This is a genomic window from Cupriavidus sp. 01L415 (assembly GCF_056400065.1).
This window is the reverse complement of record NZ_JBFTSP010000014.1, coordinates 75901-99608: the sequence shown is the minus strand read 5'-3', so window position 1 is coordinate 99608 and position 23708 is coordinate 75901. Positions and strand designations below refer to the sequence as shown.

General features: G+C 68.2%; 23 protein-coding genes. 6 read left to right on the top strand and 17 right to left on the bottom strand.

Going from position 1 to position 23708, the window contains the following annotated elements:
* Positions 1–14: 14 nt before the first annotated feature.
* The 6 genes from AC1DOX_RS19890 to araD form a co-directional block, all read right to left on the bottom strand.
* Positions 15–926 (bottom strand): intradiol ring-cleavage dioxygenase, encoded by a 912-nt coding sequence (locus AC1DOX_RS19890; protein ID WP_441622126.1) that lies wholly within the window; start codon positions 924–926, stop codon positions 15–17.
* A gap of 247 nt (positions 927–1173) precedes the next feature.
* On the bottom strand, positions 1174–2112 hold the full coding sequence (locus AC1DOX_RS19885; RefSeq protein WP_441622124.1) for a 2-hydroxyacid dehydrogenase: 939 nt from the start codon (positions 2110–2112) through the stop codon (positions 1174–1176).
* 57 nt (positions 2113–2169) lie between these two features.
* Positions 2170–3171, bottom strand: a complete 1002-nt coding sequence (locus tag AC1DOX_RS19880; protein WP_441622122.1) for a Bug family tripartite tricarboxylate transporter substrate binding protein — start codon at positions 3169–3171, stop codon at positions 2170–2172.
* A 106-nt stretch (positions 3172–3277) separates the two neighbouring features.
* Positions 3278–4276: a Bug family tripartite tricarboxylate transporter substrate binding protein gene (locus tag AC1DOX_RS19875; RefSeq protein WP_092136834.1), complete on the bottom strand. Its 999-nt coding sequence runs from the start codon at positions 4274–4276 to the stop codon at positions 3278–3280.
* 60 nt (positions 4277–4336) lie between these two features.
* Positions 4337–5056 (bottom strand): ribonuclease activity regulator RraA, encoded by a 720-nt coding sequence (locus AC1DOX_RS19870; RefSeq protein WP_441622120.1) that lies wholly within the window; start codon positions 5054–5056, stop codon positions 4337–4339.
* A 27-nt stretch (positions 5057–5083) separates the two neighbouring features.
* Complete coding sequence (araD, locus tag AC1DOX_RS19865; protein WP_441622118.1) at positions 5084–6823, bottom strand: L-arabinonate dehydratase; 1740 nt, start codon at positions 6821–6823, stop codon at positions 5084–5086.
* Between the two features lie 260 nt (positions 6824–7083).
* Between araD and AC1DOX_RS19860 the strand changes: the two genes are divergently transcribed.
* On the top strand, positions 7084–7785 hold the full coding sequence (locus AC1DOX_RS19860) for a GntR family transcriptional regulator (RefSeq protein WP_441622116.1): 702 nt from the start codon (positions 7084–7086) through the stop codon (positions 7783–7785).
* Here the strand turns inward: AC1DOX_RS19860 and AC1DOX_RS19855 are convergent.
* A complete protein-coding gene (locus tag AC1DOX_RS19855) occupies positions 7782–8156 on the bottom strand; it encodes a VOC family protein (RefSeq protein ID WP_441622114.1) in 375 nt (124 codons plus the stop codon). The genes AC1DOX_RS19860 and AC1DOX_RS19855 overlap by 4 nt on opposite strands.
* A gap of 90 nt (positions 8157–8246) precedes the next feature.
* Between AC1DOX_RS19855 and AC1DOX_RS19850 the strand changes: the two genes are divergently transcribed.
* The 3 genes from AC1DOX_RS19850 to AC1DOX_RS19840 all read left to right on the top strand — a co-directional run bounded on the left by AC1DOX_RS19850 (position 8247) and on the right by AC1DOX_RS19840 (position 10295).
* Positions 8247–9110 carry a DMT family transporter gene (locus tag AC1DOX_RS19850; RefSeq protein ID WP_441622112.1) on the top strand — a complete coding sequence of 288 codons (864 nt, stop codon included), beginning with the start codon at positions 8247–8249 and terminating at the stop codon, positions 9108–9110.
* A gap of 229 nt (positions 9111–9339) precedes the next feature.
* Positions 9340–9840, top strand: coding sequence for a Dps family protein (locus tag AC1DOX_RS19845; protein WP_441622110.1), 501 nt, complete (start codon positions 9340–9342; stop codon positions 9838–9840).
* Between the two features lie 200 nt (positions 9841–10040).
* Positions 10041–10295, top strand: a complete 255-nt coding sequence (locus AC1DOX_RS19840; protein WP_441622108.1) for a helix-turn-helix domain-containing protein — start codon at positions 10041–10043, stop codon at positions 10293–10295.
* 86 nt (positions 10296–10381) lie between these two features.
* Here AC1DOX_RS19840 and AC1DOX_RS19835 read toward each other — a convergent pair whose 3' ends face one another.
* On the bottom strand, positions 10382–11869 hold the full coding sequence (locus tag AC1DOX_RS19835; RefSeq protein WP_441622106.1) for an SLC13 family permease: 1488 nt from the start codon (positions 11867–11869) through the stop codon (positions 10382–10384).
* Between the two features lie 140 nt (positions 11870–12009).
* On the opposite strand from AC1DOX_RS19835, the gene AC1DOX_RS19830 reads away from it, so the two are divergent.
* Entirely contained in the window at positions 12010–12819 is an 810-nt protein-coding gene (locus AC1DOX_RS19830; RefSeq protein ID WP_441622104.1) for an AraC family transcriptional regulator, read from the top strand.
* Here AC1DOX_RS19830 and alkB read toward each other — a convergent pair.
* The 9 genes from alkB to fliF all read right to left on the bottom strand — a co-directional run bounded on the left by alkB (position 12816) and on the right by fliF (position 22999).
* Positions 12816–13478 carry a DNA oxidative demethylase AlkB gene (gene alkB, locus AC1DOX_RS19825; protein WP_441622102.1) on the bottom strand — a complete coding sequence of 221 codons (663 nt, stop codon included), beginning with the start codon at positions 13476–13478 and terminating at the stop codon, positions 12816–12818. The two genes, AC1DOX_RS19830 and alkB, sit on opposite strands and share 4 nt — an antisense overlap.
* A 15-nt stretch (positions 13479–13493) precedes the next feature.
* Positions 13494–14660 carry a bifunctional DNA-binding transcriptional regulator/O6-methylguanine-DNA methyltransferase Ada gene (gene ada / locus AC1DOX_RS19820; protein ID WP_477101544.1) on the bottom strand — a complete coding sequence of 389 codons (1167 nt, stop codon included), beginning with the start codon at positions 14658–14660 and terminating at the stop codon, positions 13494–13496.
* Between the two features lie 206 nt (positions 14661–14866).
* A complete protein-coding gene (locus AC1DOX_RS19815; RefSeq protein ID WP_441622099.1) occupies positions 14867–15898 on the bottom strand; it encodes an alpha/beta fold hydrolase in 1032 nt (343 codons plus the stop codon).
* Between the two features lie 149 nt (positions 15899–16047).
* Complete coding sequence (locus tag AC1DOX_RS19810; protein ID WP_441622097.1) at positions 16048–17574, bottom strand: flagellar hook-length control protein FliK; 1527 nt, start codon at positions 17572–17574, stop codon at positions 16048–16050.
* A gap of 18 nt (positions 17575–17592) precedes the next feature.
* The gene (fliJ, locus tag AC1DOX_RS19805; RefSeq protein WP_092136846.1) at positions 17593–18045 is read right to left on the bottom strand and encodes a flagellar export protein FliJ; all 453 of its coding nucleotides are present in this window, start codon (positions 18043–18045) and stop codon (positions 17593–17595) included.
* Entirely contained in the window at positions 18038–19489 is a 1452-nt protein-coding gene (gene fliI, locus AC1DOX_RS19800; protein WP_092136847.1) for a flagellar protein export ATPase FliI, read from the bottom strand. The genes fliJ and fliI overlap by 8 nt, the downstream gene beginning before the upstream one ends.
* Positions 19482–20330: a flagellar assembly protein FliH gene (fliH, locus tag AC1DOX_RS19795; RefSeq protein ID WP_441622094.1), complete on the bottom strand. Its 849-nt coding sequence runs from the start codon at positions 20328–20330 to the stop codon at positions 19482–19484. Before fliH ends, fliI begins: the two co-directional genes overlap by 8 nt.
* Positions 20317–21309, bottom strand: coding sequence for a flagellar motor switch protein FliG (gene fliG / locus AC1DOX_RS19790; RefSeq protein WP_092136849.1), 993 nt, complete (start codon positions 21307–21309; stop codon positions 20317–20319). The genes fliH and fliG overlap by 14 nt, the downstream gene beginning before the upstream one ends.
* Before the next feature lie 7 nt (positions 21310–21316).
* Positions 21317–22999 carry a flagellar basal-body MS-ring/collar protein FliF gene (gene fliF, locus AC1DOX_RS19785; RefSeq protein ID WP_441622092.1) on the bottom strand — a complete coding sequence of 561 codons (1683 nt, stop codon included), beginning with the start codon at positions 22997–22999 and terminating at the stop codon, positions 21317–21319.
* 361 nt (positions 23000–23360) lie between these two features.
* On the opposite strand from fliF, the gene fliE reads away from it, so the two are divergent.
* Entirely contained in the window at positions 23361–23681 is a 321-nt protein-coding gene (gene fliE / locus AC1DOX_RS19780) for a flagellar hook-basal body complex protein FliE (protein WP_092136851.1), read from the top strand.
* The last annotated feature ends 27 nt before the right edge of the window (positions 23682–23708 follow it).

The following is a 23708-nucleotide window of genomic DNA, read 5'->3' as shown; positions in this document are numbered from 1 at the left end:
GCGGCGGTGACCGGCTAGAGCCGCGTACCCGGCACGATGGCGGCGGCTCGGGCAGAGCCTGCCGACGGCGCGTCATGCGCGCCGCGGCTCGGCGGAGGTGGCGGAGGACTGCCACCGTCCGACATCGGCCCAGGGGCGGACTCGTGCGGCGCCGCCGCCGCCGTGCCCACCACCAGCGTCAACGTGGCCACGTAGCGGTCCTTCGCCTCGCGCACGGCGCCCAGCGTGGTCTCGCCGGCCATCAGCGCGATGCCGTCGTTGCTGTTCAGCGTTTCGCGCAGGCGGCTGCGCTTGTATCCCGCCAATTGCGTGTAGAGGTATTCGCTCAGCGCATCGGGCAGGAAACACTGGGTCGTCAGCATGGCGCGATTGCCGTTCAGCACCTTGATATGCAGATGCGTGGCGCGGCCGGCATACCAGCCCGGATAGATGGTGCGGAACATGGCAACGCCGTCGGCGCCCACCGGCTGGCTGCCGCGCAGGAAGGTCTGTCCGCGCGTGGACACGGCGTGACCGCGCTCATCGCTCTGGCCCGCATAGCCGGAGTACACACCGGTGGCGTTGCAGTGCCAGAGATCGACGCGTTTGCCGGCAAGCGGCTTGCCGTGCGGGTCGACCACGGTGAAGCGGACTTCAAGCGGCACGCCGGGCTGGCCTTCGGTGATGTCCTGGCGGACCTTGCCCGGATCGAAATAGAAGGGGCCTTCGGTGGTTTGCGCGGTCTGCGTCAGGGGTTGGCCAGCGGCCGGGGCGACCGGGCTGAGCGGGGTGAGCGGGGTGGCAGGGGCCGCTGCCGGATTCGTGGGTTCGGCCGCCTGCACCGCGCCGGACAGCGCGGCAAGGCCGGCGCCGCCCAGGCCGGCCGCCAGCAACTGGCGGCGGCGTGACGGAGATTCCGGTCGAGGCGACGAGGAAGCATTGGGCATCGCACGCTCCGTTGGAAGTGGAATACCCAGTGTAGCGCCGGGGCGTGCAGGCAGTATTTCCGCCCTGTGTCGACCCGGCTACACATGTGACTGCGGCGCTCAGGCTGCCGGATTGCGCTGGCGATCGGGATCGATGAATGGGCCCGATGAATGGGCCCAATGAGTGGGCCCGATGAGTGGGCCTGATGAGTGGGCCTGATGAGTGGGCCCGGCGAGTGCATCCACCCGACAGACCCCCGGCGAATGACTACACCGCCGACTTCACCACCGCGCCCGTGGCGAAGAAGCTCTGGAGGTTCTCGAAGACCAGGTTGGCCATCGCCGCGCGGGTTTCGTGGGTGCCGCTGGCCACGTGGGGCAGCAGCACGACGTTGTCGAGCCCGAACAGCGCCTCCGGCACGTGCGGTTCATTCTCGAAGACGTCCAGCCCGGCGCCGGCGATCTGCTTGTGGGTCAGCGCGTCGACCAGCGCGGCTTCATCGACCACCGTGCCGCGTGCGATGTTGATCAGGTAGCCCTGCGGGCCGAGCGCGCGCAGCACGCTGGCCGAGATCAGGTGCCGCGTGGCCGGGCCGCCGGAGGTGGCCACGACGAGGAAGTCCGCCCATTCCGCCAGCGCTTCCAGCGAGGGCTCGAAGCTGTAGTCGAGCCCCTCCTGCGGGTTGCGGCCGTAGTAGCGCACTTCCATGTCGAAGCCGCTCGAACGTTTGGCGATGACCCGGCCGATGCGGCCCATGCCGACGATGCCGAGCCGCTTGCCGCTGACGCGCGTGGTGAGCGGATACGGGCCCTTCGGCCATGCGCCGCGCCGCACGAAGCGATCGGCCGCGCTGACCTGGCGTGCGACGTCCATCAGCAGCGCGAAGGCGATATCGGCCACGCAGTCGTTGAGCACGTCGGGCGTGTAGCCCACGGCGATGCCGCGCGCACGCGCCGTGTCCAGGTCCAGCTTGTCCAGTCCGACGCCAAAGCTGGAGATCACGCGCAGGTTGGGCAGCGCGGCCAGCATCTTGCCATCCACGCCCGTTGCGGCGCGCGCGGTCATCGCCACGAACTCGCCACCGTGCTGCGCCAGATAGCCGGCGGGATCGGTCTCGGCCCAGAACGGGTGTACATCGAAATGTTCGGCCAGCCGGGCTTCCGTCTGTTCGGGGAGCCGGCCGTGCTGCAGGAGGCGAGGTTTCATGCGAGAAGAGTCCTGTCTTGGAGGCTGTCTTGGAGGATGCGTCGGCGCGGAGTGTCGTCAGTCCGCGCTGAGGTGATTATCGGCGATGATCCTTGCGTAACGCTTGCGGTCATTGGCGATGAGCTCCGCGAACTGCTGTGGCGTACTGCCCACCGGGATCGCGCCCTGATCGATCAGCTGCTTTTTCACCTCGGGGATGGCCACCACCTGCTTCACGCCGGCCGCGATCTTGTCGACGATGTCTTTCGGCGTGCCGGCCGGCGCCAGCAGGCCGACCCATGATCCCGATTCCGCACGCTGGATGCCGGCCTCGGCAAGCGTGGGCACCTCGGGCATGGCAGGCGAGCGCACCGTGCTGGTCACGGCCAGCGCGCGCAGCTTGCCGGCCTTCACATGGCCGGCGGTTTCCAGCACGGAGGCAAACAGCATGTCGACGTTGCCGGCCATCAGGTCGGTCATCGCCGCGCCGCCGCCCTTGTAGGGCACATGCAGCATGTCGGTGCCGGTGGCCACCTTGAAGATCTCGCCGGACAGATGCGGCGAGCCGCCGGTGCCGGAGCTGGCAAAGGTCAGCTTGCCGGGTTTGGACTTGGCCAGCGCCACCAGTTCCTTCGGCGTTTTGGCGGGCAGGCCGGGCGTGACCACGAGCGCGAACGGCAATTCGGCCATCAGGCTGACCGGCACGAAGCCATCCGGGTTGTACGAGAGCTTCTTGTAGAGGAACGGGTTGATCGATTGCGTGCCGACGTTGCCGGCGACCAGCGTGTAGCCGTCGGGTTTGGCGCGCGCGGCGAGTTCGAGCCCGACATTGCCGGCGGCGCCGGGTCGATTGTCGACGAGCACCGGCTGGCCCCACAGTTGCGAGAGCCGCTGCGCGACGAGCCGCGTGGCGATGTCCGTACCGCCACCCGGCGTGAACGGCAGGATGATCGTGACCGCGCGGGTGGGCCAGGTCGTGGCGGGCTGGGCGTAGGCGGCGGCGCCGAGCGTCGCGGCGAGCAACGTGACGGCAACACGGGCGAAGGCGTGGAGCGGGCGAACCAGAGGACGGCTGATCATGTCTTGACTCCTGTGTCGTGATCTGCGGGCGATGAAGTGGGCGTGGGCAATGACGCGGGCGATGACGTGAACGGCTGCGCGGATCGATCCGCACAGCCGTCGCGTGCTATTCCGCGCTTGCGCCGGACTTCTTCACCAGCGCAGCCCAGCGCGGGATTTCCTTGCTCATCAGCGCGGCCAGTTCCTCCGGGCTGCTGCCGACCACTTCCATGCCGAGCGACTTCGACAGACGCTCCTGCACCGCGGGCTGCTTCAGCGCGCGCACCACTTCCGCATTGAGCCGGTCCACGATGGCGCGCGGCGTGCCGTGCGGGGCGTACAGCGCCTGCCAGGACACCATCTCGAAACCGGACACGCCGGCCTCGGCCATGGTCGGCACGTTGGGCAGCAGGGCCGAACGCTTCGGCGAGGTGACCGCCAGCGGGCGCAGACGTCCCGCGCGGATCATCGCGTCCCCGGCCGTCAGCTGGTCGAACAGGAATGGCACGAGTCCGGCGGCCACGTCCTGCACGGCCTGCGGGCTGCCCTTGTACGGCACGTGCGTCATCGGCACGTGGATCAGGTCCGCGAATAGCTCGCCCGCCAGATGCGTGGACGTGCCCGCGCCCGACGACGCAAAGCTCAGCTTGCCCGGTTGCTTCTTCGCATAGGCGATCAGCTCCTGCACGGTCTTCACGGGCAGGTCGGCGTTGACCATCAGTACGTTGGGCACGTAGCCGACTAGGCTGACCGGCTCGAAGTCCTTCACCGGGTCATAGGACAGGTTCTTGTAGAGGCTGGCGTTGATGGCGTGCGTGCTGATGGTGCCTCCGAACAGCGTGTACCCATCCGGCTTCGCGCGCGCCACGTAGCCCGCGCCCACGGCACCGGCCGCCCCGGGGCGGTTTTCCACCACCACCGGCTGGCCCAGCGCGCGCGACAGCTCTTGCCCGATGCTGCGCGCGACGATATCGGTGGAGCCGCCCGCCGCGAACGGCACGACCCACGTGATCGGTTTGGACGGCCACTTGTCGGCGGCGTAAGCCGGTGCGGTGGTGGCGATGCCTGCCGCCAGCGCGGACAAGGCGAGGGCGCCGCGCACCAGGGTGCGTTGCCATTGGGTCATGCGTGTCTCCTGCGAGCCGGTCGTGCCGGCCGTGTTTTTATGGAAAGGATGGGGTGAGCCTTAGCGGCCGCGCGCGCTGCGCCATGCCGCGAAATCTTCGCGCGCCTGTTCCGTCGTCGGCGGGTACAGGCCGATGATCGAGCGGCCGTTGCGGACCTCCTCGGTGACGAAGTCCTCGAACGCCGTCATCTCCACGGCCTCGGCGGTGATCTCTTCGACCAGGTGGCGCGGAATGACGACCACGCCTTCGGCATCGCCCACCACCACGTCGCCGGGGAATACGGCCACGTCGCCGCAGCCGATCGGCACGTTGAATTCCAGCGCCTGGTGCAGCGTCAGATTGGTCGGCGCCGACGGTCGCTGGTGGTAGGCGGGCATCGCCATCTGGGCGATCTCGGGCGAGTCCCGGAAGCCGCCATCGGTGATGATGCCCGCGCCGCCGCGCTGCATCAGTCGCGTGACGAGGATCGATCCGGCCGATGCCGCGCGCGCATCCTTGCGGCTGTCGATCACCAGCACCGCGCCCGGCGGGCATTGCTCGATGGCCTGGCGCTGCGGGTGGTTCGGGTCCTGGAATACCGTGATGGGGTTGAGGTCTTCGCGCGCGGGGATGTAGCGCAGCGTGAAGGCCTCGCCCACCATCGTGGCGCCGTTCGGATTCAGCGGTCGTACGTCCTGGATGAACTGGTTGCGCAGGCCGCGCTTGAACAGCGCGGTGCATAGCGTGGCGGTGCTGACGGTCTTCAGCGCGTCGCGCAGGGAAGGGGTGAGCTGGGTCATTGCGGTGGGGGCGGTGAGGTCAGGGGATCAGTAGATGCTCGGTTCGTCGACAGGAGCGCCGAAATCGGTCTGCAGGAAGTCGAAGTCGCACCCGTCGTTGGCCTGGCGGATGTGCTTCGAGAACATCCAGCCGTAGCCGCGCGCATAGCGCGGGGGCAGCGGCGTCCAGGCCGCGCGGCGCCGTGCGAGTTCCTCGTCGGAGACTTCCAGCTGGATGCTGCGGCGCTCGATGTCCACGGAGATCCGGTCGCCGGTCTGCACCAGCGCGAATGGCCCGCCGATATACGACTCGGGCGAGACGTGCAGGATGCAGGCGCCGTAGCTGGTGCCGCTCATGCGCGCATCGGACATGCGCAGCATGTCGCGCACGCCTTGCTGCACGAGTTTTTTCGGGATCGGCAGCATGCCCCATTCCGGCATGCCGGGGCCGCCTTGCGGGCCGGCGTTGCGCAGGATCAGGATGTGGTCGGCCGTGACGTCGAGGTCGTCGCGCTCCACTGCCGCCTTCATCGACGGATAGTCGTCGAACACCAGCGCGGGGCCTGTATGTTTGAAGAAGCGTTTCTCGCAGGCGCTCGGCTTGATCACGCAGCCGTCCGGCGCGATGTTGCCCTTGAGCACGGCCAGCGCGCCCTCCTGGTACAGCGCGTTGTCGACGGTGCGGATCACGTCGGCGTTGTAGACCTCGGCGCCCGCGATGTTCTCGCCGAGCGTGCGGCCCGTGACGGTGGGCGCGTCCAGGTGCAGCTTGTCGCGGATACGGCTCATCAGCCCCGGCAGCCCGCCTGCATAGAAGAAGTCTTCCATCAGGTACTTGTCGCCGCTTGGCCGGATGTTGGCGATCACGGGCACGTGGCGGCTGGCGCGGTCGAAGTCGTCCAAGCCGATGTCGTGGCCCGCGCGCCGCGCCATGGCGATCACGTGGATGATCGCATTGGTGGAGCAGCCCATCGCCATCGCCACGGCGATCGCGTTCTCAAACGACTGGCGGGTCTGGATGCGCTGCGGCGTCAGGTCTTCCCAGACCATGTCGACGATGCGGCGGCCCGCTTCGGAACACATGCGGATGTGGTTGGCGTCGGCGGCGGGAATCGACGAGGCGCCGGGCAGCGTCATGCCGATGGACTCGGCGATGGCCGTCATCGTGCTGGCCGTGCCCATCGTCATGCAGGTGCCGTGGCTGCGGGCGATGCCGCCCTCGATGCCGATCCACTCGGTCCTGCTGATATTGCCGGCGCGGCGCTCGTCCCAGAACTTCCACGCATCGGACCCCGACCCCAGCACGTTGCCCTTGTAGTTGCCGCGCAGCATGGGCCCCGCGGGCACGTAGATGGCCGGAACGCCGGCGCTGGTGGCACCCATCAGCAGGCCCGGCGTGGTCTTGTCGCAGCCGCCCATCAGCACGGCGCCGTCGATGGGGTGGGAGCGGATCAGTTCTTCCGTCTCCATCGCCAGCAGGTTGCGGTAGAGCATCGTGGTCGGCTTGACGGAGCTTTCCGACAAAGAAATGGCCGGCAGTTCCACGGGGAAACCGCCGGCCTGCAGGATGCCGCGCTTGACGTCTTCCACCCGCTGTTTGAAGTGCGAATGGCAGGGGTTGATATCGGACCAGGTGTTGATGATGGCGATGAGCGGCTTGCCCATCCACTCGTCGGGCGAGTAGCCCATCTGCATGATCCGCGAGCGATGCCCCGACGAACGCAGGTCATCGGGGGCAAACCAGCGCGCGCTGCGCAGCGCGTCCGGCGTCTTCTTGTGAGCCGTCATGTGTCTCTTCCACCGTTGAAGTCGTCACGGCGCGCTTGCCCGCTGGATCGGAGCCCGATCGCTGCCCGGGTTACCGGATACCTGCCCGATGTCGCCGGGACGGTGCCGGACATGTGCGCCGTTGTTTCGAAGCATTAAAGCACTAATATATTAGTACGTCAACGCGAAAGGTTTGGGCTAGAATCCGGGCCGATGGGGCGGCATGTCTCGACAATGTCTGCCGCATTGCGCATCCCGCATCACAATTTCAGACGCATCCGATGGAAGCCACGCTTCAAGCCCTGCCGATCCAGTTCCAGTTCGACCGCACGCGCCAGGCGGCGCCGCAGGTGTTCGAACATATGCGGGACCTGATCATCTCGATGGCGCTGCCGCCGGGCACCGTGCTGTCGCGGCCGGACCTTGCCACGCAATACGGGATCAGCCAGACGCCCGTGCGCGACGCATTGATCCGGCTGGCCGAAGAGGGGCTGGTCGACGTCTTTCCGCAGCACGCCACGCGCGTGAGCCGTATCGACGTGGCGCTGGCGCGGCAGGCGCATTTCCTGCGCCGGTCGGTGGAACTGGAGATCGTGCGCACGCTGGCCGAGCATCCGGACCCGGTGCTGGTCGAGCGCCTGCGCGCCACCGTGGCGCGCCAGCAGCGCATGCTGGACCTGGACGACCTGGCCGAATTCAGCGTCAACGACCAGGCATTCCACCGCCAGCTATACGAGGCCGCCGCCGTTCCGGACCTGTTCGCGCTCGTGCGCCGCCAGAGCGGCCATCTGGACCGCCTGCGTCGCCTGCATCTGCCGATCCCCGGCAAGGCCAACGCCGTGCTGCGCGACCACACCGCCATCATCGACGCCATCGCCGCCGGCGATCAGGCCCGCGCCGAGGCCAGCCTGCGCACCCACCTGTCCGGCACGCTGGCCAACGTGGAAGATATCCGCACGCGCCACGGCGACTACCTGCGCTAATCCTCCAGCACGGACAGGATGTTGCCGGCAGGGTCCCTGAACCAGGCGATGGTCGGCCCGTTGCCGCGCATGATCCCGCGCGCGTCGGTCTTCAGGCCGGGCTGGTCATACATTTCAAACCGTACGCCGCGCTGCATCAGCGCCTCCACGGTCTTGTCGACGCTCTCCACCGGGAAATTCAGCACCGTGAATGTTGCGGGTGCGTGATTCGACTTTGGATACAGCAGCACGTGATTGCCGCCCGCAAGGTGCAGGGTGAGCAGGCCGTGTTCCTCGGTGACATGCAGCCCGAGCGTGTTCGCGTAGAAGTCCCTTGCCAGCGGGATATCGTTGACTGAAAAGCCGCTGAAAGCCTGACTGTCCTTGAGCATCGGTGTCTCCCTGGCAGAAAAAGGCGTGCGCCGGGCTTGCGAACTGGCGCACCATCGCCCCAGTATTGTTCATCGACGGATGACTCACAAATGGCGCGATCCCTGTCCACATTGCCCGCCGCCCCGGCCACCGCCGCGCTGACCGCGCTGGCGATGGCCGCGTTTGCCGCCAATTCGCTGCTGGCGCGGCTGGCGCTCAAGGGCACCGGCATCGACGCGGCGACGTTCACGTTCGTGCGCATCGCCTCGGCCGCCGTGGTGCTGATGCTGATCCTGCGCGTGCGCGGCGGCCAGCGGGGCATGGCCGGTGACTGGCCCGCGGCCGTGGCGCTGCTGGTCTATGCCTGCGGATTCTCGTTTGCGTACCTGCGGCTGTCCGCCGGCACCGGCGCGCTGATCCTGTTTGCCTGCGTGCAGGCGACGATGATCGGCCACGGCTTGTGGCAGGGCGACCGGCTGCGTGCGATCCAGTGGCTCGGCACCGCGCTCGCATTGGCTGGCCTGGTGTGGCTGGTGCTGCCCGGGCTGCAGGCACCGCCACCGGGCGCCACGGTCATGATGGCGGCCGCGGGCATTGGCTGGGGCGTCTACTCGCTGCGCGGCAAGCGCGCTGCCGATGCGCTGGCGGCGACCGCCGGCAACTTCGTGCGCGCCGTGCCGCTTGCCGTGGCCATCAGCGCGGCCGCATTGCCGATGCTGTCGGTGGACCTGCACGGCGTGCTGTGCGGCATCGCGTCCGGCGCCGTCACATCGGGCGTCGGCTATGTGATCTGGTATGCGGCGTTGCGCGGATTGTCGTCGACCACCGCGGCCACCGTGCAGCTTAGCGTGCCGGTGCTGGCCGCGCTCGGCGGCATTGCGTGGCTGGGCGAGCCGATGACGGCGCGGCTGGCCGTCGGCGCCTGCGCCATCCTTGGCGGCATCGCCCTCATCATCGTGGCACGGCGACGATGATCTCGCCGTGACCCCTGCCATGGCAGTAGGCCCCATCGCGCGGGCCGTCGCGTCCGGCGTCCCTCGGCGATCGATGTAGTTTTTTCAATGTCTTGCAAAGCTGCCCGGCGCGCACGATGGCGTGCGCACGGATTGCCGCGTCCTGCGTGGCCGCACGGTCGGCAAGAGGTGGGCACGGAGTCTGCTACGTACTGCCATGCTGCCCTCATCAACTCGCTGGAGACTATCGATGGCGACCCAACGCGAGAACAACCGCCTGACCACTCCGACCGACCTCGGCAACGAGGCGCGCAAGGAGATTGCACAGGGCCTGACACAATTGGTGGCGGACGTCTTCACGCTCTATGTGAAGACCAAGAATTTTCACTGGCACGTGAGCGGACCGCACTTCCGCGACTATCACCTGTTGCTGGACGACCAGGCCGGCTTTGTCTACGAGATGGTGGACCCGGTGGCGGAGCGGGCCCGCAAGCTCGGCGGCACCACGCTGCGCTCGGTGGGCCAGATCAACGAACTCAAGCGCCTCAAGGATAACGACGCCGATTTCGTCGCCCCGGAAGCGATGCTCGATGAACTGCGCCACGACAACGAGTCGCTGGTGAAGTACATGCGCGAACTGCACGACTTGTGCGACGAGAAGGACGATGTGGCAACCGCCAGCCTGATCGAGAACTGGATCGACAAGACCGAGGAGCGGGTCTGGTTCCTGTTCGAGGCGACGCGCCGCTAGCCCCCCGACATTTCAAATTCAAGCGCCCCGTCTTGCGGGGCGCCTTGTTTTGGCAGCAAACGGTTTTGGCGGAGATGTGCGCTGCAGGCGACACGCTGCCCCGTCTCACGGGCAATCCTCCGGTGCGCAAGCCGCGATCAGTGGTCAGTCACCCGTTGGAATTGATAGATTCTGGGTGTCTTCCTATCGGATTGCCCGCGATGTTCAGAGTCATGATTGCCACCACCGAGCAACTGGGGCAGGTGCTCCAGGGCGCTCGCAAGATCGCCGGCTTGACCCAGGCGGAAGCTGCCGCCCGACTGAACATCAGCCAGAGCCGGATATCCCACATGGAGCTCAATCCCGAAACCATCAGCGCCACGCAGTTGCTGGCCTTGCTGGGCACCTACGATCTCGACTTGTATGTCGAGTCCAGGGCGATTGGCGACGCGGCGCTGGAAAGGATGGAGTGGTAGATCGAGGCGCAGATCGGGATGCGGCTTGCGCGCCTGCTTGATGGCCGGCAGCGCGCAGCGATGCCGGCCGCATCCCTCGGCGGCGGCTACGGCAGGTAACCGAGCAGGCGCCACCACAGGAAGTCGAGCGGCAGCAACACGAGTACGGTGATCGCCGCCAGCGACAGGCAAAGCCGCGTGCCGTGCCGCAGCCCCACGCCGCCCAGCTGCATGGCAATCACAATGGGGGGTGACTGGTATGGGAAGAACACCGTCGAGAACACCGGAACCTGCAGCATCAACACGGTTTCCAGCGGCAGGCCCGTTGCACTGGCCAGGTCGCGCGCCAGTGGCGTCAGCACGGCGGGCAACGCGGGCAGCGTCGACATCAGTCCCAGCACGGCGCCCATCGCGCCGAGCGCGCCGACGTTGCCAACGGTGTGCCCCGGCGCCAGCGGCAGCCAGTGCAGCAGCGCCGCGCTGATCGCGGTGCCGAGCCCCGTCGATTCCACCACCGCGCCGAGCCCGAGAAAGCCCGCCACGTACAGCAGCGGGATCAGGTGCACTTGTTCCGTCAGGGCCTTGGTCGATACGAGCCCGACGCCCGGCAGCAGGCAGACGATGCAGGCGGCCAGTGAAATCCAGGCCGGCGAGACGCCATGCCACGCATCGGTCGCGAAGCCGGCCACGGCAAGAGCCAGGATGATGGCCAGCGTCTTCTCCTGGCCACCCATTGCCGTGCGCGTGGAGGCGGGTTGCGACGCCATCCGCCGGGTCTCCGGAAAGAGCCGGCAAACCAGCCACACCAGCACAACGGTCTTGAGAGCGCCGAGGATCGGGAAATGCAGCAGCAGGTAGCTGCCATAGCTGAGATTGATCCCGTACAGCGAGCTGGCGGCACCCAGCAGCACGCTGTTGGGGATATTGGCCGGCAGGATCGAGGTGGGCGGCATGTAGCTGGCCGCGGCCACGGTCAGCACCATGCCGATGCGGCCGTTGGACCCCGGCCCGAAGCCGAGCCGCTCGGCCAGCGCCAGCACGATCGGCATCAGCAGCAGCACGCGGCCCGTGGTGGACGGCATCAGGAACGCGAGTCCCACCGCACTCATCGCCACCGTGGCGATCACTTGCGGATAGGTGCCCACGCGCTTGTGGAAGATGATGTCGGCCAGCCGCAACGCCAGCCCCGTGCTGCGCAGCGCCACGCCCGTCACGGCACCGCCAAACATCAGCCACCATGCCGTCGACGTGAAGCCCGAAAACACCACGGGAGCCGGCGCGATGTGGAACACGACCGCGCACAGGAAAAACAGCAACGTGGCCGTGGGCTCGGGCAGCACGCCGAGGGCCCAGCAGCAGACCGTGGAGGCCACCAGCGCGCCCGCCCAGATCAGTGCGGCCGGGGCACCGACGGCGTGGCCGGCGATCCAGACCGCGCTGATGCAGGCCGCGATCAGCAGTGCGGCGCGGATGGAGTCCGTGGCGCGGCCGGCGAGCGGCGCGGGCTTGGGTGGGACGGTGGGGGCGGTGGGGGCAATGGGGGCGTCGGCACGTGATTCGGTACGTGAATCGGCGCGGCCGGGGGTGGCAGGCATCGGAGGCAGTCTCGCTGGGCGCCAGTCGCACGCTTGGCGCCGACGGCATCGTTGTCATTGCCGACATCGTAGGCGCGGGCCGTCTGGCGGAGTTACACTTTCCGGGCAATTTCTTACGAATTCCCGCCAGCGTCCCGATCGTGCCCCCACGTCCCATCCAGCGCCCCCTGTTTGACCCCGCGCCGCGTACGCGTCCCAGTGCGGCGGAGCCTGTCATTGCGCACCTGCGCCTGCCGCCGCCCAATGCGATGATCCCGCGGCATCGCCACACGTGGGCGCAGGTGTCGTTTCCGGTCAGCGGCAGCATGCGCATCACGGCGGCGGGGACCACGTGGATCGTGCCGCCGCTGCGCGCGGTGTGGATTCCGCCCGGCGTGCCACACGAGGTGGTGACGCAGGGCCACGTGCGGTTCTATGCCTGTTATCTCGATCCCCACGCGTGTGCGTTGCCGGCCGATGCCTGTGTGGTGCTAGAGGTGTCACCGCTGATGCGCGAGCTGATCGATGCCCTGACGCAGGGCGCGAGGCGTGGCGACAAGCGCCGCCACCTGGCGGCCAGCCTGCTGATCGAGGAACTGGCCGCGGCGCCGACGCTGTCGCTCGGACTGGCGCTGCCATCGGACCGCCGGCTCAAGGCGCTGTGTGATGCGCTGATGGAAGATCCCGGATCGGCTGCCAGCCTGGCGGAATGGGCGGCGCGCACCGGGGCCAGCGAACGCACGCTGGCACGTCTGTTCCAGACCGAATTGCAGACCAGCTTCGGCAACTGGCGGCAGCAGTTGCGGCTGGCGCATGCGATCGACCTGATGAGCCGGGGCAAGCCGCTGGCCCACGTGGCGGCGGAAACAGGATATGCGAATGCGGGAGCGTTCTCGACGATGTTCCGGCGCGCGCTGGGCCGTCCGCCGCGCGACTTCATGGCGCAGCGGCGCGACGTCGGCGGCCGCTAGCGTGTCTTGCGGAAGGTGAGGTTGATACGCTCGTGGCCCGTGAGCGGGTGATCGCCGTCGGCCAATGGCGCGATGCCGTGGAACACCAGCCGTGACGGCCCGCCCCACACCACCACGTCGCCATGCGCCAGCCGGATACGGTCTGGCCGGTCGGCGCGGTGCAGGCCACCCCACAGGAATGTGGCGGGCAGGCCCAGTGACACGGACACGATGGGCGCGCGCAGGTCGAGTTCATCGCGATCCTGATGGAGCGACAGCCGCGTGCCCGGCAGGTAGCGGTTGATCAGGCACGCGTCGGGCGCAAAGCCGGGATAGCCGGCCGCTTCCGCCGCCCGTCGTGCGAGGGCGCGCAACACCTCGGGCATCGCTGGCCAGTGCTCGCCCGACTGCGGGTCGACGGGATCGTAGCGATAGCCTGTTCGGTCCGACACCCAGCCCGCGTCGCCGCAATTGGTCATGGCCACCGACATGCGCAGCCCGCCCGGCGTGATCAGGTTCCGGAACGGCGCGGCCGCGCTCACGTCGCGCACGGCGGCCAGCAGGTCCTGTTCGACGTCCCGCACGAAGCCGCGCAAGACCACGGCGCCGGGCGCCAGCGTGTCGATGGCGGGCGAAGCGTCGGGATCGGCGGGCAGGGCGTCAAACAGGTCGAACGTCATGGCAGGGTGCGCGTGTCAGGCCTCGGATGATACCGGGGCGTCGGCCGCTTCGCGTTCCAGCAGCGTGCGTTTGCGCTCCACGCCCCAGCGGTAGCCGGACAGCGCGCCGTCCTGCCGCACCACGCGATGGCACGGGATGGCCACCGCCAGCGTATTGGCGGCGCATGCCTGGGCCACCGCGCGCACCGCACGCGGCGCGCCGATGCGTGCGGCGATGTCGGCATAGCTCACGGTCTGCCCGGCCGGGATCTCCTGCAAGGCGCGCCACACACGTTGCTGGAACGCCGTGCCGCGCACATCCAGCGGCAGCGCCGGGTCGGTATCGCGCATCCCTTCCACCAGCCCCACCACGCGCGCCACCAGTTGCTCGAAGCGCTCGTCGCCGCCTTCCAGCTGCGCGCTCGGAAAGCGGTCCTGCAGTTCGCGCACCAGCGCGTCAGGGTCGTCGCCGAGGGAGATCGCCACCACACCCTTGTCGCTGCAGGCCACCAGTACCGCCCCGAGCGAACACTGGCCCACCGCAAAGCGGATGTGTACATCGGCACCGCCCGCGCGATACGCGCGCGGCGTCATGCCCAGCGATTGCGTGGACGTCGCATAGAAGCGGCCATTGGAGTTGAAGCCCGCTTCGTAGATGGCCTCGGTAACGGACCCGCTGCGATCGAGCGCTTCATGCACGCGCCGCACGCGATGCGTGGCCGCGTAGTCGCGCGGTGTGACGCCGGTAATACGACGGAACAGGCGATGGAAATACTGAGGGCTCATCCCGGCGGCGCGGGCCAGTTCATCGAGCGACGGCATCTCGGGTGACGACTCGATCTGGCGGCAGGCCTGGAGTACCAGCGCCGCCTGCCGTTCGGCCAGCGAAGGCTGGTCGGGCTTGCAGCGCTTGCAGGGGCGGAAGCCGGCGTGCTCGGCGTCGTCGCGCGTGGCGTAGTACGACACGTTGTCGCGCAGCGGCAGCCGCGCGCCGCAGGACGGGCGGCAATAGACGCCAGTCGTGCGTACCGAATACCAGAAGCGGCCGTCAAATGCGGCGTCGCGCTGGCGTACGGCGTCCCACAACGTGGCGTCATCGGCAGGCAAGCCGGTATGCCGGACGGTGGTGGCCTGGGCGCTTTTGGCGGCAGGTTGGGCGGGCTTGCGGACGGGTTGCGTCATAGGGCGGGCGAGGGGTTCCATGGCAAGGCTCCTTCGTGCGGATCGTCAGGATGTCGATGGCCTCATCGTAGGCAGCTGCGACGATCTGCACACTCCGGCGCTTGCTTTTGAATTTTCCTCCTTGGAGGTCGCCTCGAAAAGATCCTGGCTTCGTTGCGCTGGCAGGGCAGGCGCATGCCATGTCTCGCCCGGTGCACCCGGCGGCGCACCGATGGGCATTCTCCGTCTCAGCGCACGCTCACCCGCGCCATCCCTTCCAGCAGCGCCTTGTGAAACGCCTGCGGGTCCTGCATCTGCGGGGCGTGGCCCAGCTCGGGGAATTCGACCAGCGTCGTATTCGGAATCGCCTTCGCGGTAGCTTGCGCCAGTTCCGGATATCGTCCGACCCGCGCCTGCACCTCGGGCGGCGCGGCATCCTTGGCGATGGCCGTGGTGTCCTTGTCGCCAATCATCAGCAGCGTCGGCGCCTGAATCGCCCCCATCTCGTAGACCACCGGCTGCGTGTAGATCATGTCGTACAGCAGTGCCGAGTTCCACGCCACGATCTGCTTGCCCGTGCCGCGATTCATCCCGGCCAGCATCTGCACCCAGGGTTCATACTCCGGCTTCCACTGGCCCACGTAGTAGGTCGATTTCTCGTAGTTGCGGATGCGGTCCGCCGTGGTGTTCAGCTCGCGCGCATACCACTGGTCCACGGACAGCGACGGTACGCCCTTGGCCTTCCAGTCTTCCAGCCCGATCGGGTTGACCAGCACCAGTTGCTGCGTCTCCTGCGGATACATCAGCGCGTAGCGCATCGCCAGCATGCCGCCCGTGGAGTGCCCCAGCACTGTGACCTTGCCGACGCCGATCGACGCCAGCAGCGCGTGCGTGTTGCGCGCGAGTTGCTGGAATGTGTACTGGTAGTGCGGCGGCTTGGTGGACTTGCAGAAGCCGATCTGGTCCGGCGCGATCACGCGGTAGCCGGCGCCGCTCAGCTGGCGGATGGACTCCTGCCACGTGGCACCGCAGAAGTTCTTGCCGTGGAGCAGCACCACGGCCCGGCCATTCGGCTTTTCCGGCTTGACGTCCATGAATGCCATGTCGAGCGGCTGGCCCTGCGACGAAACCTTGTAGTGCTGCACCGGATAGGGGTAGTCGAAGCCTTCAAGCTCCGGGCCATAGGCCGGGCCATCGTCGGTGGCGGCATTGACGGCGAGCGGCGCGCTCAGTACCGCAAACGCGGTGGCGGCAAGCAGGAGTTGGCGGAGCATTGGCATGGCGGGCGGGCGTGGTGGGGGGGAGAGGGAATCGTCGCACAAATGACCATGCCGTGTCGTGCGAAGTTCCGGAAGGGGACGTGCGATGGCGTCGCACGTCAGGTGTCGTCCCGGGCGCGTGCGATGCCGCAGGCGCCCGGGGTTAGCCGTCAGGCGAACGTATCGACCTCGCCGCGCGCCAGCGTGCGCGGGGCGCGCGGTGCGGGGGCGGCGGCCGGTGCGGACGTGTCGTTGCCGAAGCCCGTGGCCTGGCTGAACGCGCTGCCGTTGCTGGCCTGGCGTTGTTGCTGCTGGCCACCGTTGCCGGACTGGCCGGCGAAGCTTTCGGCGCCGACCGAGGTCTGGCCCAGCTGGATGCCCGCTTCCGCCAGCGACGTGCGCAGATGCGGCAGCGAGGCTTCCACAGCGGCGCGCACGGCCTGGTGCGGCGAGACGAACTGGGCCTGGGCCTGATCGTTCACCACGTTCAGCACCACCTTCAGCGGCCCGAGGTTGGGCGGATTCAGGTCCAGTTCGGCGGTCTGGTTGCCTTGCGTGGACAGGCGCACCATCTGCTGGCCGAGCGCCTGGGCCCACTGGCCGTCGCCCACGTTCGGTGCGATGACCGGACGTGCGGCGGCCGTCGCAGCGGCGGCGGCTGCCGTATGCGTCGGTGCCTGGGCAGCCATCGCGGATGCCAGCGTGGCCGCGCTGCTGGCGTTGGTCGCGCCCGTGTCGGCCACTTCGCCGGTGCGCGCGATGGCCTGGGCCGCGGCGAACGGCGTGACGGCCGGCGTGTTGTTGTCTTGTGCGTTGGACGCTTGCAGCACTGCCGGCTGGCCGGACTGGCCAAGGCTGGCGTGCTGCTGGCCACCGGACTGGCCGCGCGCGTCCTGTGCCGCGGCGGCAGCGGCCGGCGCCTGCGTGGTGACGGCAGCGGCGATCTTGTCGGCGGTCGTCGGCGTGGTGTTCTGCAGCGCGGCGCGTTGCTGGGCGATGGTGGCCAGCGTGTCGGCGGGGCTCGGCGTGGTGGCCTTGGCCGCGGTGTCGACCGTCGCGGCGGGAGCCAGCGTCTGCGTCTGCGCGTCGGCTTGCGCGAGCGCGGCGGCCGCGTCGGCGCTGGTGCCGGTCGTCGTTGCAGCGGCTTGCGTGGCCGGCGCCGTCGGCAGCCCATTCAACCCGTTCTGCCCATTCGAACCATTCAGACCGGCCAGCCCGTTCATACCGTTCAAGCTGGCAGTGGCGGCAGCCTCGGCGGCGTTGCCCGATGCCACGGCCGCGGCGTTGGCCGGCTGGGCCAGCATCGCGGCGGCCAGCGCCGCCGCAGCGGCTGCGGCATCGGCCGATACGATGGTGGTGTCCTCGCCGTCCTTGGCGTCGGAATTGGCGTCCTTGGCGTCAGCACTGCTGCCCGCGTCCTTCTGCGGATTGGCCTGCGCGGCTTGCGTGGTCTGGGCCGGCTGGTTCTTGCCCTGATCCTGGCCCTTCGACGCGTCAGCTTGTTTCGGCTGGGACGTGGTGGCCGGCTTTGCCGCGGGCTTTGGCGACGGCGCGGCCGCGCGGGCTTCCTGTTGGCCGTTATCGCGTGCACGCGACAGCGCGTCATGGAAGGCGTTGGCATCCGCGCCGTTGCGCGCGGCGTCCGCCGGCTTGAGGTTCTTCAGGGCATTTCCGACAAGCTGGCTGATATCGATCATGTTGTTCTTCTGGTCAGATTAGTTCTGGCGGCTCGCCGGCTGGCGGGCGATTCGGGCCGCGTATTCATCATTGGCGCGTTGTTCGCGCCGCGCACTGACTTGCTGCTCGCGCACTTCCGCGCGCGTGATCAGGGTGTCGAAGGAGTTCTGGCGGCGCTTCTGCTGCTGCCAGTTGGCACGGCCGGCCAGCAAGTCCGCCTCGGCTTTGTCCAGCGCGCTGGTCTGCTGGCGGATGGCATGGTCGAGCGAATCGAGAAAGCGCGAGAAATCGTGCCAGCGGCTGGATGTCATGCCCTCCGCCGCGATGGCCTGCATGCGCGTCCGGTACTCCAGCCGGTATTGTGTCAACGCGTTGAGCTGCTGCTCCGCCTGTGTGCGCAGGCCCTGCAGCCGGCCGAGCTCGCGCGCGGCCTTCTCCGTGTTGTCCTGGGCCAGGTCGGCCAGCGTGTTGAGCGGCGAGTGCTTAACCATGTTGCGTCCTCTCGAAGAGATCGTGCAGATGGGCGATGGAGCCCGCGTAATCCGCGCGCTCGTGGATGTCCTGCTGCAGGAAGGCCTCCATGCGCGAATGCAGGCGAATCGCCAGATCCAGCTCCGGATCGTTCCCCGGCACATACGCACCCACGCTGATGAGATCGCGGTTGCGCTGGTAGCGCGACATCAACTGCTTGAAGCGCCGTACGGAGGCAAACTGCGGCGCATCGATCAGCGCCGTCATGGCGCGGCTGATAGAGGCCTCCACGTCGATGGCCGGATAGTGGCCAGCTTCGGCGAGGCTGCGGGACAGCACGATGTGGCCGTCCAGGATCGCGCGCGCGGAGTCGGCGATCGGGTCTTGCTGGTCATCGCCCTCGGTCAACACCGTGTAGAACGCGGTGATGGAACCGCCGCCTTCCGGGCCGTTGCCGGCGCGTTCCACCAGCGTCGGCAGCTTGGCGAAGACGGAAGGCGGATAGCCCTTGGTGGCGGGCGGCTCGCCGATCGCCAGGGCGATTTCCCGCTGGGCCATGGCGTAGCGCGTGAGCGAATCCATGATCAGCAGCACGTGCTGGCCCTTGTCGCGGAAGTACTCGGCCAGGCGCGTCGCGTAGGCGGCGCCTTGCATGCGCAGCAGCGGCGAGGTATCGGCCGGGGCGGCCACGACGACGGAACGCTTGCGGCCTTCCTCGCCCAGGATGTTCTCGATGAAGTCCTTCACTTCGCGGCCGCGCTCGCCGATCAGGCCGACCACGATCACGTCCGCGCTGGTGTAGCGGGCCATCATGCCGAGCAGCACGCTCTTGCCGACGCCGGAGCCCGCGAACAGGCCCATGCGCTGGCCGCGTCCCACGGTCAGCATGCCGTTGATCGCGCGCACGCCGGTGTCCAGCACCGTTTCGATCGGGGCGCGCATCAGCGGATTGATCTGCGATCCGGCGAGCGGTACTTCGCTGGCGGCGGTGATCGGGCCCAACCCGTCGAGCGGGCGGCCGGCGGCATCGAGCACGCGGCCCAGCAGGCCGTCGCCCACGGGCAGGCGCTTGGAACCGGGCTCGCGCGGGGCGGTGACGCCTGCGGGCAGCGGCGTCGGTTCCAGCGGATAGACGCGGGCGCCGGGCACCAGGCCCACGACGTCCGACTGTGGCATCAGGTAGAGGCGATCGGCGCCAAAGCCGACCACTTCGGCCTCGGCCGTGCGCGGGCCGCCGTGGCTGTGCTGGCCGGCGGGCAGCTCGATCAGGCAGTCGCTGCCCACGGGCAGACGCAGGCCCACGGCTTCCAGCACCAGGCCGGCGGCGCGCGTCAGGCGGCCGCAGGTGCGTTTGCTGTCGATCTCGGCAATGCCGGTCGACGCGGCAGTCAGCGCCTCGCGCCAGCGCGCGGTGTGCGCAACCGGTGCGGCAGGCGTGGACACCTGGGCCTGGGCCTCATGCATGCGGGGGCTCCCACGGATCGTTGCGGCCTAGCGCGCGCACCACACGGCTCCAGCGCGTGGCGAGGCTGGCATCGAGTTCGCCGCTGGCGGCACTGGCGATGCAGCCGCCGCGTGCCACGGTGGGGTCGGCGCGCACGGTCCAGCCGGCGGCTTCCAGTTCGCCGCGCAGGTGGGTCTCCACCAGCGCCACGTCTTCCGGGTTCAGCAGCAGGCAAGGCGATCCGGACAGCGGCGGCTCGGCGGCCAGCAGCTCGCGCGCGGCGGGCAGCAGGGCGGCCGGGTCGATCTCCATGGTCTTGCGCACGAGCTGGCGCGCCACGTCGAGGGCGAGCGAAATCAGCGCGTCGGAGATTTCCGCATCCACATGGCCCAGCGCATCGCGGAAGTTGCCGGCCAGTTCCTGCAGGCGGGCCGCCTCATTGCGCGCAGCTTCCAGGCCGCGCGCATAGCCTTCACGATGGCCGTCGCCGTAGCCTTGGGTCTGGCCCTGGCTGTAGCCCTGTGCGTAGCCTTCCTTCCGGGCGCCGTCGCGCATGGCGTCGAGTGCTTCGAAGTCGATCGGCGGCGGTGGGGGCGGCTCCACGGGGAGCTGGGCCTCGAGCGCCTTCTTCAGGGCATCGCGCGGATCGAGCGAGACCATCTGCCAGCGCTGCCAGTCGTCGCCACGGCCACGGCCCCGCGCCGGGGGCTGGAAGGCCGCAAAGCCGTCGTCGCTCGCCATGCCGGCGCCACTGCTGGCGTTGCTGCCAGCACCCGACGGTGCGCTGCTTCCGCCGAAGAAACCGGGGTCGCCGCGGCCCGGGCCGCGGCCTGCGGCAAAGCCGCGTTCAAACGTAGGCATCGTCGCCTCCGCCAATCTGGATCTCGCCCGCTTCCGCCAGGCGTCTCACCACCTGCAGGATGGCCTTCTGCTCGGCTTCCACCTGCGACACGCGCACCGGACCCAGGGCATCCAGGTCTTCGCGCAGCATTTCGCCGGCACGGGTCGACATATTGCGGATGAACTTGTCGCGCAGTTCCTGCTGCGCGCCCTTGAGCGCAACGATGAGGGACTCGGTGGCGATTTCCTTGAGCACGCGCTGGATGCCGCGTTCGTCCACTTCCAGCAGGTTCTCGAACAGGAACATCTCGTCGATGATCTTCTGGGCCAGGTCGCCGTCGTGCGAGCGCACGCCGTCGATGACCGCTTCCTCGTGGGCCGTGCTCATCAGGTTGATGATCTCGGCCGCCGTGCGCACGCCGCCCATGCGGCTGCGCTTCAGGCTCTGGCCGGCCAGCAGCTTGGTCAGCACGTCCGTCAGCTCCTGCAGCGCGCCCGGCTGTACGCCGCCGAAGGTGGCGATACGCAGGATCACGTCGTTGCGCAGGCGGTCCGTGAAGAAGCCCAGCACTTCCGAGGACTTCTGGCGATCCAGGTGGATCAGGATCGTGGCGATGATCTGCGGGTGCTCGTCCTTGATGAGTTCGGCCACCGAGGTCGCGTCCATCCAGTTCAGCGAATCGATGCCGCCGCCCGGATCGCGCGACTCAAGGATGTCCTCGATCACGGACAGCGCGCGCTCTTCGCCCAGCGCCTTGTTCAGCACGCTCTTGATGAACGAGCTGGAATCCACGTTCAGCGCCAGGTACTGCTCGGTTTCCGAACGGAACTCGGACAGCACCTCGGCCATTTCCTCGCGCGTCACCGCCGACAGGCTGGCCATCGCCGAACCCAGGCCCTGCACTTCGCGAGGCGACAGGTGCTTGAACACTTCGGCCGCTGCGTCCTCGCCGATCGCCATCATCAGGATGGCGCTCTTCTGCAGGCCCTTCTCGGGCATTCCCTTGTTAGTGTTCGTCATTGGCCATCCAGTTCTTGATTACGCTGGCGACCAGGCGCGGGTCGCGTTGCGCGGCGTCGCGCACCAGGGCGAGATCGCTTTCGTATTTCGCGGCCAGGCGCAGCACTTCCGGATTGACGATCTCTTCCGTCGGCAGCAGCACGGCTTCGGTGGCCAGCGGGGTGTCCGTCGGAGCGGGCAGCGGCGGCGCGGTGTACTTGCGCAGCACCGGACGAGCCACCTTGAACCACAGGAACACGGCCAGCAGGGCCAGCAGCAGGTAGCCGACGCCGGTCTTGGCCAGGTCGATCATCTGCGGTTGCTTCCACAGCGGCAGTTCCGGTTCCTTGTCCACGTCGGCGGTGAACGGGCTGTTGACCACGTTGAGCGAGTCGCCGCGCTCGGTGGAGTAGCCCATCGCTTCCTTGGTCAGGTTCTCGATCTGCGCCAGTTCCTTGGCGGACAGCGCCTCGGTCACGGGCTTGCCCTTGGCATCCACCTTCTGGCGATAGTTCACGACCACGGCGACCGACAGGCGCTTCACGCCACCGGGAGCCTGCTGCACGTGGCGTACCACGCGGTCCAGCTCGAAGTTGGTGGTGGAGTCGCGGCGGTTGCTGCTCGGGCCGGTCTTCTCGGCCGTCTGCGTGGCCTGGCTGGCCTGGCCGGCCTGGGCCTGCGGGTTGGGCTGGCCGGGCTGGCGCGGCGGCTGCGGCGTGGTAACCGGTGCTACGGCGGCGGCGGGCGGCTGGTTGGATAGCGCGCCGGGCACGCCGCCTACCGGGGACGCGCCTTGCGTGTTCGATTCGCTGGTCTGCTGGCTGCGGATCGCGGCCTTGGTCGGGTCCTGATTCGGCTTGTAGCTTTCGTCGGTATGTTCGACGGAGGCGAAGTCCACGTCGGCGGTGACCTGCGCGTGGACGTTGTCCTTGCCGAGGATCGGCGCGAGGATGGCTTCCACGCGCTTCACATAGTTTTGCTCGACCTGCTGGACGTACTTGAGCTGGCTGGCATCGAGCGAGCGGTCGCTGGTGCCGGACAGCAGGTTGCCGTGCTGGTCGACGATGGAGATCGACTTCGGCGTCAGTTCCGGCACGCTGGACGATACCAGGTGGCTGATCGCGGCGACCTGGCCCTCATCGATGGCGCGGCCGGGGTAGAGCTGCAGCACGATCGAGGCGGTGGGCTTCTGGCGTTCGCGCACGAACAGCGTCGGCTTGGGAATGGCCAGGTGGACGCGGGCGGACTGCACGGCGCCGATCGATTCGATCGAACGCGCCAGCTCGCCTTCCAGGCCGCGCTGGTAGTTGACCTGTTCGGCGAACTGGCTGATGCCGAACTTCTGGGTGTCCATCAGCTCCATGCCCGTGGTGCCGCTCTTGGGCAGCCCCTGGGACGCCAGGCGCAGGCGCGTTTCGTGGACCTTTTCCGAGGGCACCATCACCGCACCGCCGCCTTCGGCGAACTTGTACGGCACGTTCATCTGCTGGAGGGAGGCGATCACGGCGCCGCCATCGCGCTCGGACAGGTTGCTGTACAGCACCTTGTAGTCCGGCGCGCGGGACCACATCACGCCCACGGCGATGGCCGCGACCAGCGCCGCGCCGCCCAGCATCAGGGGCAGGCGCGGGTTGGCCTTGATTTTCTCGACCAGGGCCGCGCCGTTCGGCAGGGTGGCTGCCGCGTTCATGCGCGCGTCTCCGGCTTGGCAGGGGAAACCCTGCTCTTGCCACTCTGGCCTTTGCTGCCGTTATTCATTTCGGCACGGCTCACACTACGCTGCTGAAAAAACACGCGCACTCCCCGCGATGGTTGATATTCACTACCGGGGGCGGGCTGCAAAAAGCGCGGCGAACCGCCAGATCCGGCACGGTAGCGATGATCGGCCAGATGGGCGATGGACAATTGGCGGAATAGGCGAGGTTTTCCAGCCGAATTCATCCTTTGGCTGTGGAGGCGGGCTGGGTACAGTGCGAGGGCTGAAACTGGACGACGTGTGATCTATAGCGCGCTTCGTCCGTTCTCCTCTGACTTAGGGACCCTGAAGCGACATGACCATTTCTTCCATCGAGGGCATGCTCCAGCAACTGCGCGGCCTGGCGCAGGTAGCGGGAGGCGGTGCCGCCACCCAGGCGCCTTCGGCCGCCACCGAAGGCTTCGCCGGCGAACTCCAGCGCTCCATGCAGCGGCTGAATGCCGTGCAGGAACACGCCTACGGCCAGGCCGAGGCGTTTGAACTCGGCAAGCCGGGCGTGGCGCTGAACGACGTGATGATCGACATGCAGAAGGCCAACGTGTCGTTCCAGACTGCCGTGCAGGTACGTAACCGCCTGGCGGCCGCGTACCAGGAAATGATGAACATGCCGGTGTGACGGCGTGCGGCTGGCCGCGGCCCCGTG